At 71.6% G+C, this 14,714-nt stretch carries 12 protein-coding genes; 5 read left to right on the top strand and 7 right to left on the bottom strand.

Features of this window, described 5'->3' with window-relative positions:
• Positions 1–47: 47 nt before the first annotated feature.
• The 4 genes from cydD to IE317_RS10800 form a co-directional block, all read right to left on the bottom strand.
• Entirely contained in the window at positions 48–3,266 is a 3,219-nt protein-coding gene (gene cydD, locus IE317_RS10815) for a thiol reductant ABC exporter subunit CydD (RefSeq protein WP_191308878.1), read from the bottom strand.
• Complete coding sequence (cydB, locus tag IE317_RS10810) at positions 3,263–4,270, bottom strand: cytochrome d ubiquinol oxidase subunit II (RefSeq protein ID WP_191308876.1); 1,008 nt, start codon at positions 4,268–4,270, stop codon at positions 3,263–3,265. The genes cydD and cydB overlap by 4 nt, the downstream gene beginning before the upstream one ends.
• A gap of 204 nt (positions 4,271–4,474) precedes the next feature.
• A complete protein-coding gene (locus IE317_RS10805; protein WP_191308874.1) occupies positions 4,475–5,947 on the bottom strand; it encodes a cytochrome ubiquinol oxidase subunit I in 1,473 nt (490 codons plus the stop codon).
• A gap of 71 nt (positions 5,948–6,018) precedes the next feature.
• Positions 6,019–6,978: a S41 family peptidase gene (locus tag IE317_RS10800; protein ID WP_191308872.1), complete on the bottom strand. Its 960-nt coding sequence runs from the start codon at positions 6,976–6,978 to the stop codon at positions 6,019–6,021.
• Positions 6,979–7,165: 187 nt separating this feature from the next.
• On the opposite strand from IE317_RS10800, the gene IE317_RS10795 reads away from it, so the two are divergent.
• On the top strand, positions 7,166–7,753 hold the full coding sequence (locus IE317_RS10795) for a TMEM165/GDT1 family protein (protein ID WP_191309136.1): 588 nt from the start codon (positions 7,166–7,168) through the stop codon (positions 7,751–7,753).
• A 56-nt stretch (positions 7,754–7,809) separates the two neighbouring features.
• Complete coding sequence (locus IE317_RS10790; protein ID WP_191308869.1) at positions 7,810–8,439, top strand: DUF998 domain-containing protein; 630 nt, start codon at positions 7,810–7,812, stop codon at positions 8,437–8,439.
• Here the strand turns inward: IE317_RS10790 and IE317_RS10785 are convergent.
• Positions 8,436–9,077: an IclR family transcriptional regulator gene (locus tag IE317_RS10785; protein WP_191308867.1), complete on the bottom strand. Its 642-nt coding sequence runs from the start codon at positions 9,075–9,077 to the stop codon at positions 8,436–8,438. The two genes, IE317_RS10790 and IE317_RS10785, sit on opposite strands and share 4 nt — an antisense overlap.
• On the bottom strand, positions 9,074–9,928 hold the full coding sequence (locus IE317_RS10780) for a hypothetical protein (protein WP_268246867.1): 855 nt from the start codon (positions 9,926–9,928) through the stop codon (positions 9,074–9,076). Before IE317_RS10780 ends, IE317_RS10785 begins: the two co-directional genes overlap by 4 nt.
• A gap of 85 nt (positions 9,929–10,013) precedes the next feature.
• On the opposite strand from IE317_RS10780, the gene IE317_RS10775 reads away from it, so the two are divergent.
• The 3 genes from IE317_RS10775 to IE317_RS10765 all read left to right on the top strand — a co-directional run bounded on the left by IE317_RS10775 (position 10,014) and on the right by IE317_RS10765 (position 13,815).
• Positions 10,014–11,186 (top strand): homogentisate 1,2-dioxygenase, encoded by a 1,173-nt coding sequence (locus tag IE317_RS10775; protein ID WP_191308863.1) that lies wholly within the window; start codon positions 10,014–10,016, stop codon positions 11,184–11,186.
• 81 nt (positions 11,187–11,267) lie between these two features.
• Entirely contained in the window at positions 11,268–13,076 is a 1,809-nt protein-coding gene (locus IE317_RS10770; protein WP_191308861.1) for a substrate-binding and vWA domain-containing protein, read from the top strand.
• Between the two features lies 1 nt (position 13,077).
• Entirely contained in the window at positions 13,078–13,815 is a 738-nt protein-coding gene (locus tag IE317_RS10765) for a hypothetical protein (RefSeq protein ID WP_191308859.1), read from the top strand.
• On the opposite strand, the gene IE317_RS10760 is transcribed toward IE317_RS10765, so the two are convergent.
• The gene (locus tag IE317_RS10760; RefSeq protein ID WP_191308857.1) at positions 13,812–14,708 is read right to left on the bottom strand and encodes a LysR family transcriptional regulator; all 897 of its coding nucleotides are present in this window, start codon (positions 14,706–14,708) and stop codon (positions 13,812–13,814) included. The genes IE317_RS10765 and IE317_RS10760 overlap by 4 nt on opposite strands.
• Between the last annotated feature and the right edge of the window lie 6 nt (positions 14,709–14,714).

Below are 14,714 nucleotides of genomic sequence, written 5' to 3'. Positions count from 1 at the left end.
TATCGCGCGGCGCGGTGGCGGCGCGGCAAGGACACAGCCGGAATCGATCACGGCACCGGCACCCGGGTGACGACCCGGCCGTCGCGGAGCTCGAGGACCACGTCCGCTCCGTCCGCTTCGTCCGCGCGGTGCGTCACGTGCACCACCGTCCGGCCCGCCAGCGCCTCACGCAGGTGCGCCCGGACAACTCGGGCCGTCTCCTCGTCCAGGTGCGCGGTGGGCTCGTCCAACAGCACCAGCCCCGCCGACGACGCCCCGAGCAACGCCCGCGCCAGCGCCACCCGCTGGGCCTGGCCGCCGGACAGTCCGCTGCCGCCGCTGCCGAGCACCGTCTCCGGCGAGACGTCGGTCAGCGCCGCGCCGCGCAACGCCGAACGCAGCTCCTCCTCCGTCGCCGCCGGGCGGGCCAGGCGGAGGTTCTCGGCGATCGTCGTCGCCGCGAGCATCGGCTCCTGCGGGGCCCAAGCCACCCCCTCCGGCACGGTGACCACCCCACGCCGCGGCGCGAGGAACCCCAGCAACGCCGCGACGAGCGTCGACTTGCCCGCGCCGCTCGGGCCGACCACCGCCGTGTACGTGCCCGGTGCGAGCTCGATGTCGACGTCGTGCAGCACCACCGGTCCGCCCGGCCAGCCGAGGTCCGCTCCCCGCAGCGCAACCGCCGTTCCCGGCACCGGCGAGGGCCGTTCCGGCACGTCGGCGAGGCGGCGACGGGCGCGGTCCAGCGTGTCCCAGTGCTGCGCCACCGGCGGGAGCAGCGCCAAGACCTCCGCCAGCGCGAGCGGCACCAGGGCCAGCAGCGGCGCCAGGACCGGATCGAGCCGTCCACTCGCCACCGCCGTCGCAGCGAGCGCAGTGCTGATGACCGCAGCCGCGCCGCAGGCCAGGGTGACCAGCGCCTCTGCCGCGCCCGCGCCGAACGCCTGCCGACGCGCTTGCGTCACCAGGCGGGTGTCAGCGTCCGCGAGGGCTCGACGGTGTTCACGAGCCGTACCGAAGGCGAGCAGCTCCGCCGCCGCTTCGAACATCACCAGCACTCGCGAGGCCACCTCGCGACGGCCGTCCGCCAGCGCCGACGTCGCCCGGCGCTCGGCACGCAGGGCGACCCACGGCGCGCACAGCCCGAGTGCCACCGCCGCCGCGAGCGTCCACCCGGCGGCGGGCAGCACCCACGTCTGCACGGCCATCGCCCCGGCCGCGACCAGCGTCACCACCAGCAACGGCGACACCACCCGCGGCAGGAGGTCGCGCACGGTGTCGACGTCGCCGACCAGCCGGCGTTGGCCCTCACCCGCGCGCAGGCCACGTGCCGGCCCGAGGCGGACCAGCGAATTCCACAGGCGCACGCGGAGACGCCCGGCGATGCGGAACGCGGCGTCGTGCGTGACCAGCCGTTCGACGTACCGCAGCGCCGCGCGGCCGAGGCCGAACGCGCGGACACCGACGACCGCCACCGTCAACGTGAGGATCGGCGGCTGCTGGGACGCCTTGGCGATGAGCCAGCCCGACGTCGCCGTCAGCGCGACCCCGGCCAGCAGCGCCAGCGCGCCCAGCGCGGCGCCGCCGAAGAGCCGTCCGTCGAGAAGCGCGCGCCACTTCAGCGGCGCGCCCGAGGAGTCCACTGTGGACGTATCGGTGGGAGCAGTGACGTCGGACGGCAAGTCGACGGCCGCCGTGCGCTCGTGGGCCGCGATGATCGCCGCGGCGCCGTTGTCGACGGCGCGCTGCACCGCGTCGAGCACCAGGCGCGCGCTGGCCTCGTCGAGGTGCGCCGTCGGCTCGTCGAGCAGCAGCAGCCAGGCACCGCGCTGCACCCGGTGCAGCGCCCGGGCGACGGCGACGCGCTGGCGTTGCCCCAGCGACAGCTGGGAAACCGGCCGGTCCTCGAGTCCGGCCAGCCCGAGTTCGGCGAGCACCGTGCCGGAGGCACCCACTTCGTCGCGGACCGTCCCGCCCGTGAACACCGGCGACTGCGGCACCCAGGCGACCTGCTCGCGCCAGCGCGCGAGGTCGGCGTCGGCGAGGTCGGTCGAGCCGACCGTGATGGCGCCGTCGTGCGCCGGGACGAAGCCGAGCAGGGCCGAGAGCGTCGTCGACTTGCCGCCGCCGCTCGGGGCGCGGAGCCAGACGGTCTCGCCCGGCCGGACCGAGAACGACTCGCCGTCCGGCGCGAACCCGTCGCGGCGCGCAACGCGCAGGGACGACACGCGCAGTTCGCCGCGAGCCGGCGTCGCGGTTCCTTCGGCGCGCACCGGGAGGGCCAGCAGGTCGGCGACGCGCCGGACCGCTTCGACGCCGTCCTCGCTCGCGTGGAACGCGGCGCCGACCGCGCGCAGCGGCTGGTAGCACTCCGGCGCGAGGATCAGCACGCCGAGCCCGATGGCCAGCGGCAGGTGGCCGCCGGCGAGCCGGACGCCGATCACGACCGCGACCAGCGCCACCGACAGCGTCGCGACCAGTTCGAGCACGAACGCCGAGGAGAAGGCGACCTTCAACGTCTTGAGCGTCGCGCGGCGGTGGCGTTCGGACAGCCGCCGGACGGTTTCGGCCTGCGCCGCGGCGCGGCGGAACGCGGTCAGCACCGGCAGCACGCGGACGAGTTCCAGGAGCCGCTCGGACATCCGGTGCGTCGCGTCGGTCGCGCCGGCGACGCGGTCGGCGGTGTACTTGCCGACGAGGATGGCGAACATCGGCAGCAGCGGGACGGTCAGCGCGACGATGACGCCGGACGGCCAGTCGGCGAACAGGATCGCCGCGCCGGCGCCGAGGGGCACGACGGCCGCCGTCACCAAGGCAGGCAGGTACTCGCGGAAGTAGGCGTCGAGCGCGTCCAGGCCGCGGGTGGTGAGCGCGGTCAGCTCACCGTGGCCGCGCTGGGCGATCCACTCGGGACCCAGGCGCAGCGCGTGGTCGACGGCCTTGGTGCGCAGCTCGCGTTGCGCGGTCGCGGCGGCGCGGGCGGAGACCGTGCGCACCGCCCAGCCGGTCAGCGCGCGCGTCGCGACGAGCGCGAGCAGCGCGGCCAGCTGGGCGGTGCGTCCCCCGGAACCTGCTCCGACGATCGCCGCGAGGACGTCGGCGAGCAGGAATGCCTGTGCCACCAGCGCGGCGGCGTTGAGGAAGGCGAGGAATCCCACCAGGGCCAGCGCCCGGCGCACGGCCGGCACGAGGGCCGGCAGCGCGCCGAGCGGGCCCTTTCCCGGCCGCGCCGAGTCCACTGTGGACTCCGAGGCGAGAAGGGTGACGCGTCCGGGAAGTTTGCTCATGGTGCGTGAACCGCCGGAATGTGCTGGGTGCCGATCCGCTTGCGGAACACCCAGTACGTCCAGCCCTGGTAGATCAGCACCGCCGGGGCGCCGAAGACGGCGACCCAGGTCATCACGGTCAGCGTGTACGGGCTCGATGCGGCGCCCTCGATGGTCAGCGTGTTGGCGGCGTCGAGGGTCGACGGCAGGACGTTCGGGAACAGCGAGCCGAACATGACCACCGCGGCCCCGGCGATGACGACGCCGAGCGCGGCGAACGCCTGCCCGTCGCGGTCGGCCCGCAGCCGCAGCCACGCGACGGCCGCAGCGAGAGCACTGATCCCGAACGAGAGCAGCGTCCACAATGTCCCAGCGCGCCACTGGACGACCGAGAGGAACGCGACCATCGGCACCATGGCGACCGGCAGCAGTCTCAGCGCGAACGTGCGCGCCCGTTCCCGCAGGTCACCGCTGGTTTTGAGGGCGAGGAACGCGGCGCCGTGGGTGATCGAGAAGGCGGCGATCGCGACCGCGCCGAGCAGGGTGTCCCAGCGGACGGCGGCGAACGCGGAGCCGACGCGGTTGCCGTCTGCGTCGAGCGGCAGGCCGAGCACGGTGGTGGCGAGGATGAGGCCGACGCCCAGCGGCGGGATCCACGAGCCGGCCGTGATGACCCGGTCCCAGTTGCGCCGCCAGCGGTCGGAGTCGACCTTCCCGCGGTATTCGAAGGCGACGCCGCGGCCGATGAGGGCGAGCAGCACGAGCAGCAGCGGCAGGTAGGCGGCCGAGAACAGGCCCGCGTACCAGGCGGGGAAGGCGGCGAACATGGCCCCGCCGGCGACGATGAGCCAGACCTCGTTGCCGTCCCAGACCGGCCCGATGGTGTTGACCATGACGCGCCGCTCGGTGTTGTCCTTGGCGAGGACGGGCAGCAGCATGCCGACGCCGAAGTCGAAGCCTTCGAGGAAGAGGTAGCCGAGCCAGAAGAAGGCGATGACGGCGAACCAGACGATTGCGAGGGTCATCGGGTCCCGCCTTCCGCGGCCCGGTTGCGATGAGTTATCCACAACGGGTCGAGTTGTCCACAGATTTGCTGTGGGTAACCCTGGAGAGTGATCGAGCCGATACACTGGGTTCGGGGACGCCCCCCGGGAAGGGCGGGGGCTGTCTTTGGTAAGACAGGGGCCGTTGCATAGCCGCTGAGCTGGGGTTTTGTCATCGTGACCTCCTCAGTACGCGAAGGCGAGCGTGTCGCCTTCAGCCTCATCGGAGTCCTTCTGCGGCGGGGGCATCACCGCGTCCACGCCGCCGCGGATGTACTTGCGCATCAGGAACACCTCCACCACGCCGAGGGCCGCGTACACCGTCGTCAGGGCGATCAACGAGGTCCACACCTCGCCCGTGGTCAGCCGGGACACCGCCTGGGCGGTGAACATCCACACGCCGTCCACGCCCGTCGGGTTGGGGACCACCACGAACGGCTGACGGCCCATCTCGGTGAAGATCCAGCCCGCGCTGTTGCCCAGGAACGGCGTCGCGATGCCGCCGAGGACCAGCAGCGGGAACCAGCGGGCGGTCGGGACGCGGCCGCGGCGGGTCAGCCAGAGGGCCAGGACGCCGATGCCCGCCGAGACCGCGCCGAAGCCGATCATCATGCGGAAGCCCCAGTACGTCACCGGGAGGTTCGGCACGTAGTCGATCGGCTTGCCCGCCAGCGACCCCAGCGCCGGGTCGTCCGGGTAGTTCGTGCCGTACTTGGCCTGGTATTCCGTGACCAGGTTCTCCACGCCCTTGACCTCGGTCGTGAAGTCGTTGTGCGCCAGGAACGACAGCAACGCGGGCACGTTGAACGTCTTCACGTCCTCGCAGTTCGCGCCCGACACGTCGCCGATCGCGATGATCGAGAAGCTCGCGGGCTGTTCCGTGTGGCACAGCGCTTCCGCCGACGCCATCTTCATCGGCTGCTGCTCGAACATCAGCTTGCCCTGCGCGTCACCTGTGATCGCCAGGACGGCGAACGCCGCCACGCCGACCCAGCCGCCGAGGCGCAGGGACGAGCGCCAGACGTCCTGATCCGAGCCGCGCCGCCACAGGTGCCAGCCCGCGACGCCCACCAGGAACGCCGCCGCCACCGAGAACGCGCCGGCCAGGGTGTGCGGGATCGCGGCCAGCGCCGTGTTGTTCGTCAGCACCGCCCAGATCGAGTTCATGGTCGGCTTGCCGTTCTCGAACGTCACGCCCACCGGGTGCTGCATCCACGAGTTCGCGGCCAGGATGAAGTACGCCGACGCCATCGTGGCCAGCGAAAACGCCCACGCGCACGCCAGGTGGACCTTCTTCGGCAGGCGGTCCCAGCCGAAGATCCACAGTCCGAGGAACGTCGATTCGACGAAGAAGGCGACCAGCCCCTCCATCGCCAGCGGCGCGCCGAAGACGTCGCCGACGAACCGGGAGTACGCGCTCCAGTTCATCCCGAACTGGAACTCCTGCACGATCCCGGTCACCACGCCCATGGCGAAGTTGACCAGCAGCAGCTTGCCCCAGAACTTGGTCATCTTCAGGTGCCGCAGCTCACCGGTGCGGACCCAGCGGGTCTGCATCGCCGCGACCAGGATCGACAGCCCGATGGTCAGCGGGACCATCAGGAAGTGGTAGACGGTGGTGATGCCGAACTGCCACCGCGCTAGCTCAAGGACCTCCACGTGGTCCAGCGTGCTCCGGGCCTGGTGACGCGGCCAGATCAACTGGTCCCGTTCGCGGCGGGACCAACGTCCTACAGCTGGTCGAGCGCCTTCCGCGCCTCCTCCGCCACGACCCGCCGCGGGCCCTCTTCACCCAGCTCGAGGACGTGCCGCAGGGCCAGCGCGTACGCCGTGTCGAACGCCTGGTCCGCGGCGACCGGGACGTCCGGCGACACGCCGCAACCTTCCCAGTTCTCCCCCGACTTCGGGTCGTACGAGCGGGCGATCGGCACGGTCACGTCCAAGTAGGTGTCCACTTTGTACCGGTCGCAGGGGTGGGCGCCGCCGCGCGTCACTTCGCCGACGGTCTTCGCCCGGCCCTGCCGCTGCAGCGAGAAGGCGAGGTCCTCGCCACCGGAGAACGTCACCGGGCCGGTGAGCACCCAGATCGGCTTGGTGCCGCCGAACTTCGGCCCCGGGACGTACGGCAGCGTCCACATCTGGGTGACGCGGTCGCCGTCGCGCTCATAGAAGTCGAGGTAGTGGGTCCGCTCGTCGACGAGGTAACTCTGCAGGAACGCGCTGGTCTCCGGGTCGCCACCGCGGTTGCGCCGGACGTCGAGCAGCAGCGCGTCGGCCGGCGCGACCAGCGTCATCGCCGCCGCGAACGACTGCGCCGCGAGGCCGATCGGGTAGAGCATGGTCGTGTCGAGGTAGCCGACGTTGCCCGGCAGCCGCCGCACCGCCGCGATCCCGAAGTTCTCCAGCTCGGCGGAACGCCGGAAGTCCTCGGAGGCGTGCTCCGCGTCACCGTCCTCGGCCACCGGGTCGACGTGGTGACGCAGCCGCAGGTGCTTGTCGTCGTTCACCGACTGCAGGTCCGCTGTGACGGCCGTCGCCAATTCCGCGTCGTCGAGGTTCGCGTACGCGCCTTCGTCGAGACGCGCGCGAAGCAGCTTCACCAGCTTCTCGGCGACGTCCGGGAAGACGTAGTGAGCTTCCACCCGGCGGATGACCTCTTCGACCTGCGCAGCCCGCGCCCGTGACCCCATGCCGGTGAACCTACCGCAGGCCACAACCGAAATTCAGGCATGCCGAAGAAATTTGTGCGACACCCCTCGACGTCAATTTCATGGCCGCCGATCCGGCAATTTCGCGGAAGCCATCTGCTTGCACACTTCCCGAACTCCCCTTTATCGTTGCAGTGAAAGGGGCGAAACAATACTCATGACTGCCGCTATGGTGGCGCTGATCAGCGCGTTCGGCCTGGTCCTCGCCGTGGAGCTGCCGGACAAGACGCTCGTCGCCACCCTCGTCCTGACCACCCGTTTCCGCGGCTGGCCGGTTTTCGCCGGGGTGTGCGCCGCGTTCGCCGTGCAATGCGTCATAGCGGTCGCGTTCGGCAGCGTGTTGACGCTGTTACCGGACGTTGTCCTTTCGCTGGTCGTCGCGGCGATGTTCGGCCTCGGCTCTTTCATGCTCCTCCGCGAGGGATTCAGCAAAGCCGACGAAGCAGGCGAAGACGCTTCGCGCACCGGCCCCTCGCCGCTGTCCTTCACGCGCTCGGCGATGACGTCCTTCGGTGTGCTCTTCGCCGCCGAGTGGGGTGACGCCTCCCAGCTCGCCACCGCCAGCCTCGCCGCCCGCATCGGCAACCCGTTCGCCGTCGGCGTCGGCGCCTTCACCGCGCTCGTCGTGGTCGCCGGGCTCGCCGTGTTCATCGGCGCGAAGATCCGCAGCCGGATCAAGCCGAAGCTGATCCAGCGCTGCGCCGGGTTCGCGTTCGCCGGGTTCGCGACGTTCGCCCTGGTCCAACTGGCCTTCTGACCGATCTTTCACAGGTTCGCCCGGTAACCTTTCGGAAACGAAAGGGAGAGCACCAGGTGAACTCGCACGCCGTCTCGCCGCTGCACGGCCGGGTCGCGCTCGGCGGCATCGGCGTCGCCGTGGCCATCTCGATCGACCTGCACCTGCGGCTGTCGGGCCAGGTCAGCCCGATCTGGCAGACGCTGTCGGAGTACGTCTACGGCAAGCTCGGCACGTCCTCGGCCGCTCCACTGTTCAGCGTCATGTGCCTGGCGCTGTCCCTCGGCTCGGTGGCGCTGCTCGCCGGCATCGCGAAGGCCCACCGTCCCGGCACCACGGCCGTCTGCGTGCTGCTCGGGGTCTGGTCGGCCGGGCTGCTCGTGTGCGGCCTGGTGCCCGTCGACCCGGACGGCCAGGCGCGGTCGCTCGCCGGGCAGGTCCACAACGTCGCCGCGTTGACGGCGTTCATCGCCCTGCCCACGGCCGCCTTCGTGCTGACGAAGAAGAACCGCGAGCGCTGCCCCTGGGAGCCTCGCCGGACGACGATCCGGCGCCTGGCGACGGCGAGCCTCGCGGCCGTCGGCGTGGTGCTCGGCGGGTTCGTCTTCACGCTGACGCTCGGCCTGTTCGAGCGCCTGCTGTTCACCGTCGACGTCGCCCTGCTGCTGACGATGGTCCGGCCGCTGGTGGCGGTTTCGCGGCGTTAACCGTCCGTCTTCAGGATGTCGGCGAGCCGGGTGGCGGCCAGAACGACCTGAGGACCCACCTCGGCCGCCTTCAGCGGCTCCATCGAGACGACGCCGACGCTCGCCCGCAGCCCCGGCACCCCGCGCACCGGCGCGGCGACGCCGGACGCCCCGGCCTCGAGCTCGCCCGCCGACGTCACCCAGCCGTCGCCGCCCGGCCGCAGCGACATCGCCTTTCCGGCCGCGCCGGCGGTCAGCGCATGCCGGCTGCCCACCCGGTAGGCCACGTGGAAATTGGTCCACGACGGCTCGACGACGGCCACCGCAAGCGCTTGCGTCCCCTGCGCGACCGACAGGTGCGCGGTCGCGCCGACCTTCTCGGCCAGCTCGCGCAACACCGGGCCGGCGGCGTCCCGCAGCTGCGGGAGCACCTGTCCGGCCAGCCGCAGCAGCCCGACGCCGAGCCGGACCTTCGTGCCGTCACGCCAGACGAGCCCGCGCTCGGACAGCGGCACGAGCAGCCGGTAGACGGCCGCACGGCTGGCCCCGATCGCCACGGCCAGTTCGGAGATGGTCGCCGCGTCGCCACCGGCGTCGGCCACGGCCTGCAGCAGCGCCAAGCCCCGGTCGAGCGTCAGCGACCCCTCCCGGCTGGTCACAGCAAGCCGAGTTCGCCCAGGTCGGCGACCGGCTCCTCGAACGACGCCGCGGCGTAGGACGCGAAGAGCGCCCGCACGGCCTTCGCGGCCGGCTCGGACAGCGCACGGGCCTCGTCGGCCAGCGCCTGGGCGTCGGTCGACTCCAGCGCCCCGCGGACGTCGCCGCCGGCGAGGCTGCGCGCGGAGGCCACGAGCAGGTTCAGGAAGCCGTGGTGCACGAACCCGGTGTCCGGGTCGGTGTGCCGGACCGCGCGGTGCAGGCTGTTCGTCGCCTTGAACGACGCCCCGGTGGACCCGCTGACGACGGCGAGGAAGTCCGCCACCTCGTCGACGCTGGGGAAGTTCTCGCCCGCCTGGCCGCCGCAGCGGATCTTCGGCCAGCTGCCGTGCTCGATCACCTTGCGGACGCCGTCGAGCCAGCCGACGCCGCGCCGCGGCTCGACCACCCGGATGACGTCCTCGGGGACGAACTCCGAGACGCGCTCCAGCCAGACCTCGTCGACGTCCGACGGCGCCGGCATCTCGACCATCCGCAGCGCGAGCAGCTCACTGCGCGATTCGACGATCGAGATGGCCTTCGGGACGCCGCCGAGGCCGGTGTCGATGATCAGCGAAAGCGGCAGCGGCTGCTTCGGCTTGATCTTGATCAGCTCGGTGATGAGCTCGGGCAGCCGCGACGCCTGGCAGAGGAAAACCCCCAGTACACCGGCGTGTTCGGAGTCCCGGCTGGCGAAGTGCGCACGCAGCGCTTCGGGCATGGCCGCACCGACCGGAGGGAACAGCGCCGAGTCGTCGACGAGCCTCGCGAACAGGGGAGGAATTCCACGGGGGCCGGGGGGCGTGAGTTCCACAGCGCTTGACACGACTGACACGCTAGTAGCGTACGACATGAGGACAAAATCGTTCGCACAACGGACACGTCAGAAGGGGACGTCGATGCCTTACTACCGGCGAGTAGGCGAGCTCCCGCACAAGCGGCACACCGCGTTCCGGAAGCCGGACGGCGGCCTCTACGCCGAAGAGCTGATGGGCGTCGAGGGCTTCTCCGCGGACTCGGCCCTGCTCTACCACCGCGGCCTGCCGACGGCGATCGTCGACGCGGTGGCGGTCGAGGAGGACCGCGGGTCGCTCACCCCGAACCACCCGCTCAAGCCGCGGGCGTTCAAGACCCAGGACCTCAAGTTCGGCGGCGAGGCCGACGCGGTGACCGACCGCCGCCGCCTGTTCGGCAACAACGACGTCACCATCGGGTTCGTCACGGCCACCGCGCCCAGCCCGCTGTACCGCAACGCGGCCGGCGACGAGCTGTTCTACGTCCACGGCGGCTCGGCCACCTTCGAGACGATCTACGGCCGCCTCGAGGTCGGCGACGGCGACTACGTCGTCATCCCGACGTCGTGCACCTACCGGGTCGTCCCCCACGGCGAAGTCAACCTCTTCACGCTGGAGGCGCGCGGCCACATCGGCCCGCCGAAGCGCTACCTGTCCGCCAAGGGGCAGTTCCTGGAGCACTCGCCGTACTGCGAGCGCGACATCCGCGGGCCCGAGGAGCCGCTGCTGGAGGACGGCGAAGACGTCGAGGTGCTCGTGCGGCACCGCGCCGGGCTGACCCGCTACACGTACGCGACGCACCCCTTCGACGTCGTCGGCTGGGACGGCTGCCTCTACCCGTGGGTGTTCAACATCGACGACTTCGAGCCGATCACCGGCCGCGTGCACCAGCCGCCGCCCGTGCACCAGACGTTCGAGGGCCCGAACTTCGTGGTCTGCTCCTTCTGCCCGCGGAAGGTCGACTACCACGAAGGCGCGATCCCGGTGCCGTACAACCACGCGAACGTCGACTCCGACGAGCTGATGTTCTACGTGCGCGGCAACTACGAGGCCCGGAAGGGCTCCGGAATCGGGATCGGCTCGCTCTCGCTGCACCCGTCCGGCTTCACGCACGGCCCGCAGCCGGGCGCGGCGGAGGCGTCGATCGGCGCGGAGTTCTTCGACGAGACGGCCGTCATGGTCGACACGTTCGCGCCGCTGGAGCTCGGCGAGGCCGCCGATGCGTCCGAGGACCCGGGCTACGCGTGGACGTGGTCGCGCCGCGGCCCTAAGTCCTAGTCAAGTTTCGGAATTACCGTCCCCTTCCCCGTTCCGGCGCCCGGATAATGAACTTCCGGGTGGCGGAACGGGGAGGATTCGATGATCAATTCCCAACCAACGCGGCGCAGGAGAAAGATTCTCCCGTTCCTGGCCGCGATCGTGGTCGCCATCGCGTTGATCATCGGCATCCGGTACTGGACCAGCAGCTCGAGCGACGAAGCCGACGCGCCGAAGTGCTCGGGCTCGGACGCGATCGCGCTCACCGTCGCGTCTTCTCCGGAGAAGGCCGGAATCGTCCAAGAGGCCGCGAAGGCCTACTCCGGACGGTCGGTCGCGGGCCATTGCGTCGACGTGATCGTGAAATCGAAGTCGTCCGGCGTGGCGATGCAGGCGCTGGCGAACGGCTGGAACGAAGCCGCCGACGGGCCGCGCCCGGACGTCTGGACGCCGGCCGCGAGCGGCTGGGTCAACCTGCTGCGGGTCAACGCGAAGGGCGACACCGGCTCGCTCGTGCCGGACGGCGACGCGCCCTCGGTCGCGAACGCGCCGCTGGTCGTCGCGATGCCGAAGCCGATGGCCGAGGCGCTGGGCTGGCCCGGTAAATCGATCGGCTGGAAGGACCTCGCCGGGCTGGCCACCGACCCGGCTGGCTGGGCGAAGTACGGCCACCCGGAGTGGGGCAGGTTCCGGCTGGGCAAGACGAACCCGACCATCTCGACGTCCGGGCTGAACGCCACCATCGGCGCCTACTACGCGGCCACCGGCACGTCGTCCGACCTCACCGCGGCCGCGCTGGAGAAGCCGGACGCGAAGCAGTTCGTCACGAACATCGAGCAGGCGATCGTGCACTACGGCGACACCACGCTCACCTTCCTGACCAACCTGCAGAAGGCCGACGACAAGGGCGCCGCGCTGTCGTACATCTCGGCGGTCACCGTCGAGGAGAACTCGCTGATCGGCTACAACCAGGGCAACCCGACGAACGACCCGGCCAAGGTCGGGCAGCACGGGCCGCCGAAGGTACCGCTGGTGGCGATCTACCCGGGCGACGGGACGCTGAACTCCGACCACCCGTTCGTCACGCTCAACTGGGCGGATCAGACGCGCAAGCAGATCGCTGCGGACTTCCTCGGCTACCTGCGCCAGGACGAGACCCAGGCGAAGTTCGCCGCCCTCGGCTTCCGGTCGTTCGACGGCAAGCCGGGACCGCAGGCGACGCCCGCCAACGGCGTCCAGCCGGACGCGAAGATCAGTTTCCTGCGGCCGCCGTCGCCGTCGGTGCTGTCGAAGCTGCTGACGTCGTGGACCGACCTGCGCAAGAAGGCGAACGTGCTGCTCGTGGTGGACGTCTCAGGCTCGATGGGCGAGGAGGTGAAGGGCACCGGCAAGAGCAAGATCGACCTGGCGAAGCAGGCCGCGATCGACTCGCTCGGCCAGTTCGTGCCCCGCGACCAGGTCGGGCTCTGGCAGTTCTCGGCCCACCTCGACGGCGACAAGGACTACCAGGAGCTGCTCCCGGTCCAGGCGCTCGGGACCAGCGGCAAGGAGACCCTGGCCATGCGGCTGAGCGGGCTGACGCCCCAGTCCGGCACGGGGCTGTACGACTCGTCGCTGGCCGCGTACGAGTACCTGAACGCCCACCTGGACCCGACGGCGATCAACGCGGTGGTGGTGCTCACCGACGGCCGCAACGAGGACTCCGGCGGCGTCGACCTCGAGCACCTGCTGCCGCAGCTGCGACCGGAGGGCAACGCGGAGGCGGTCCGGCTGTTCACCATCGCCTACGGCTCGGACGCCGACCAGGACGTGCTGAAGCAGATCGCGGAAGCGACCGCGGGATCGGAGTACGATTCGTCCAAACCGGACTCGATCAACCAGGTCTTCACCTCCGTGATCTCCAATTTCTGACATGAAGTTCGCCCGTGAGCTCGCCGAACCGTGGGGGCTGCTGCTCGCCGCGACGTCGGCCGGGGTGGCGTGGGCCGTGCAGCTGCCGGTCGTCGCCGCCGTCGGAGTCGGCGTGGCGGTGCTCGCCGCGTGGGCGGGCGTGGCGGTGGCCACCCGCGAGAAGGAACCGCCCCCGCGTGAAGCGCGGCTGCCGGACGTCACGCCTGGGTCGGCCGAGGAGACGTGGCTGCACCGGGCGTCGGCCGCGGCGGACGGGTTCGCGTCGCTGAGCGGCTCGCTGGCGTCCGGCCCGCTCGCCGAGCGCGTCGCGGACATGGAGCCCGTGGTCCGCGAGACGCTGTCGACGCTGCAGCGGCTGGCGGGCCGCGCTTCGGCGACCGGCCAGGCGCTGGCGAGGGTCGACCTCGACGCCGTCGCGCACGAACGGCGCCGGCTGCAGCGCGAGTTGCGCACGGCCCGGCCGGAGGTGCGCGGTGACCTGGAGCAGGCACTGACGGCGGTCCAGGCCCAGGCGGACGTGCACACGCGGCTGTCCGGCGCCCGGGACAAGCTGCTGGCCCAGCTGCAGTCCGGCGCGCTCGGCCTGGACAGCCTGGTGGCCAGGGTGGCGGAACTGACGGCGGCGACGACGGACGTCGCGGTGGACACCGGCGCGGTGCGGGAGCTGAGCGACCAGCTGGAGGGCATCCGACAGGGCGTCCTGGAAACCGAGCAGGCGACGCGGAAGCCGCTGGGTTAGGCGGCCCAGCTCGGCCGCCACGCGCCGGCGACGCGCTCGCTCTTCGCGAGGTGACGCCGAAGCGCCGTGAGCCCGGGGTGCGCGTTGCCCCGGCGCCACACCAGCGAATGCGGGTACACCGGCACGGGGTCTTCGATCGGCACGCGCCGCAGGTCGTGCCCGGGCGGCCACAACACCCGGCTGCCCGCGCCGAGCAACGTCGCCACCTCCCCCGACGCCGCGATCGTGTCCAGCACCACCTCGATGCCGAAGTTCGGCCCGGCGGCGTCGATCCACAGGCCGAACGCGGCCGCGAACTCGGCGTAGTACGCGCCCCACTCGGTTCCGGGGACCACGCCGGGCAGCCGGATCCGCAGCCCGGCCAGCTCGGCCGGCGTCACCGAGGACGATTCCGCCAGCGGGTGCGCGGGGCCGCACAACAGCTGGATGGGCTCGTCGAGCACCCACTGCGCGTCCAGGTCCTCGGGCAGCGTGACGACCGCGCGGAACGACGCGTCGATCGAGCCCTCCCGGATCGCCCCGATCGCGGTGTCGAAGAGCGTCGCGACCTCCAGCGCGACGTCCGGGTGGGCCTCGTGGAACTCGCGCAGCAACGTGGCCGGGCACAGCCGCCTGCCGATGACGTCGACCCGGAGCGGCCCGCTGCGCACCGAGGCCAGCGCACGCAGCTCGGCCGCCAGCAGCTCGCGGGCGTGCGGCAGGAAGGCCGTTCCGTCCCCGGTCAGCACGGCGCCGCGGGCGGTGCGCGTGAACAGCCGCGCCCCGAGCACCTTCTCCAGCGCGGCGATGCGCTTCGACACGGCTTGCTGCGTGATCGCCAGGTCGGTGGCGGCGTCCTGGAACCGGCCCGCCTCCACCACGGCGACGAAGGTGCGCACGGCGTCGAGGTCCACGACGAC

Source organism: Amycolatopsis bullii (assembly GCF_014654205.1).
Classification (GTDB): domain Bacteria; phylum Actinomycetota; class Actinomycetes; order Mycobacteriales; family Pseudonocardiaceae; genus Amycolatopsis; species Amycolatopsis plumensis.
Note: the sequence above shows the minus strand (reverse complement) of the source record. Positions and strands in the feature narration are given on the sequence as shown.

What these genes read in the sequence shown, in the direction of transcription:
- cydD (WP_191308878.1), bottom strand. Translation starts at nt 3,266, where the DNA reads ATGAGCAAACTTCCCGGACGCGTCACCCTTCTCGCCTCGGAGTCCACA.
- IE317_RS10765 (WP_191308859.1), top strand. Translation starts at nt 13,078, where the DNA reads ATGAAGTTCGCCCGTGAGCTCGCCGAACCGTGGGGGCTGCTGCTCGCC.
- cydB (WP_191308876.1), bottom strand. Translation starts at nt 4,270, where the DNA reads ATGACCCTCGCAATCGTCTGGTTCGCCGTCATCGCCTTCTTCTGGCTC.
- IE317_RS10795 (WP_191309136.1), top strand. Translation starts at nt 7,166, where the DNA reads ATGGTGGCGCTGATCAGCGCGTTCGGCCTGGTCCTCGCCGTGGAGCTG.
- IE317_RS10775 (WP_191308863.1), top strand. Translation starts at nt 10,014, where the DNA reads ATGCCTTACTACCGGCGAGTAGGCGAGCTCCCGCACAAGCGGCACACC.
- IE317_RS10800 (WP_191308872.1), bottom strand. Translation starts at nt 6,978, where the DNA reads ATGGGGTCACGGGCGCGGGCTGCGCAGGTCGAAGAGGTCATCCGCCGG.
- IE317_RS10770 (WP_191308861.1), top strand. Translation starts at nt 11,268, where the DNA reads ATGATCAATTCCCAACCAACGCGGCGCAGGAGAAAGATTCTCCCGTTC.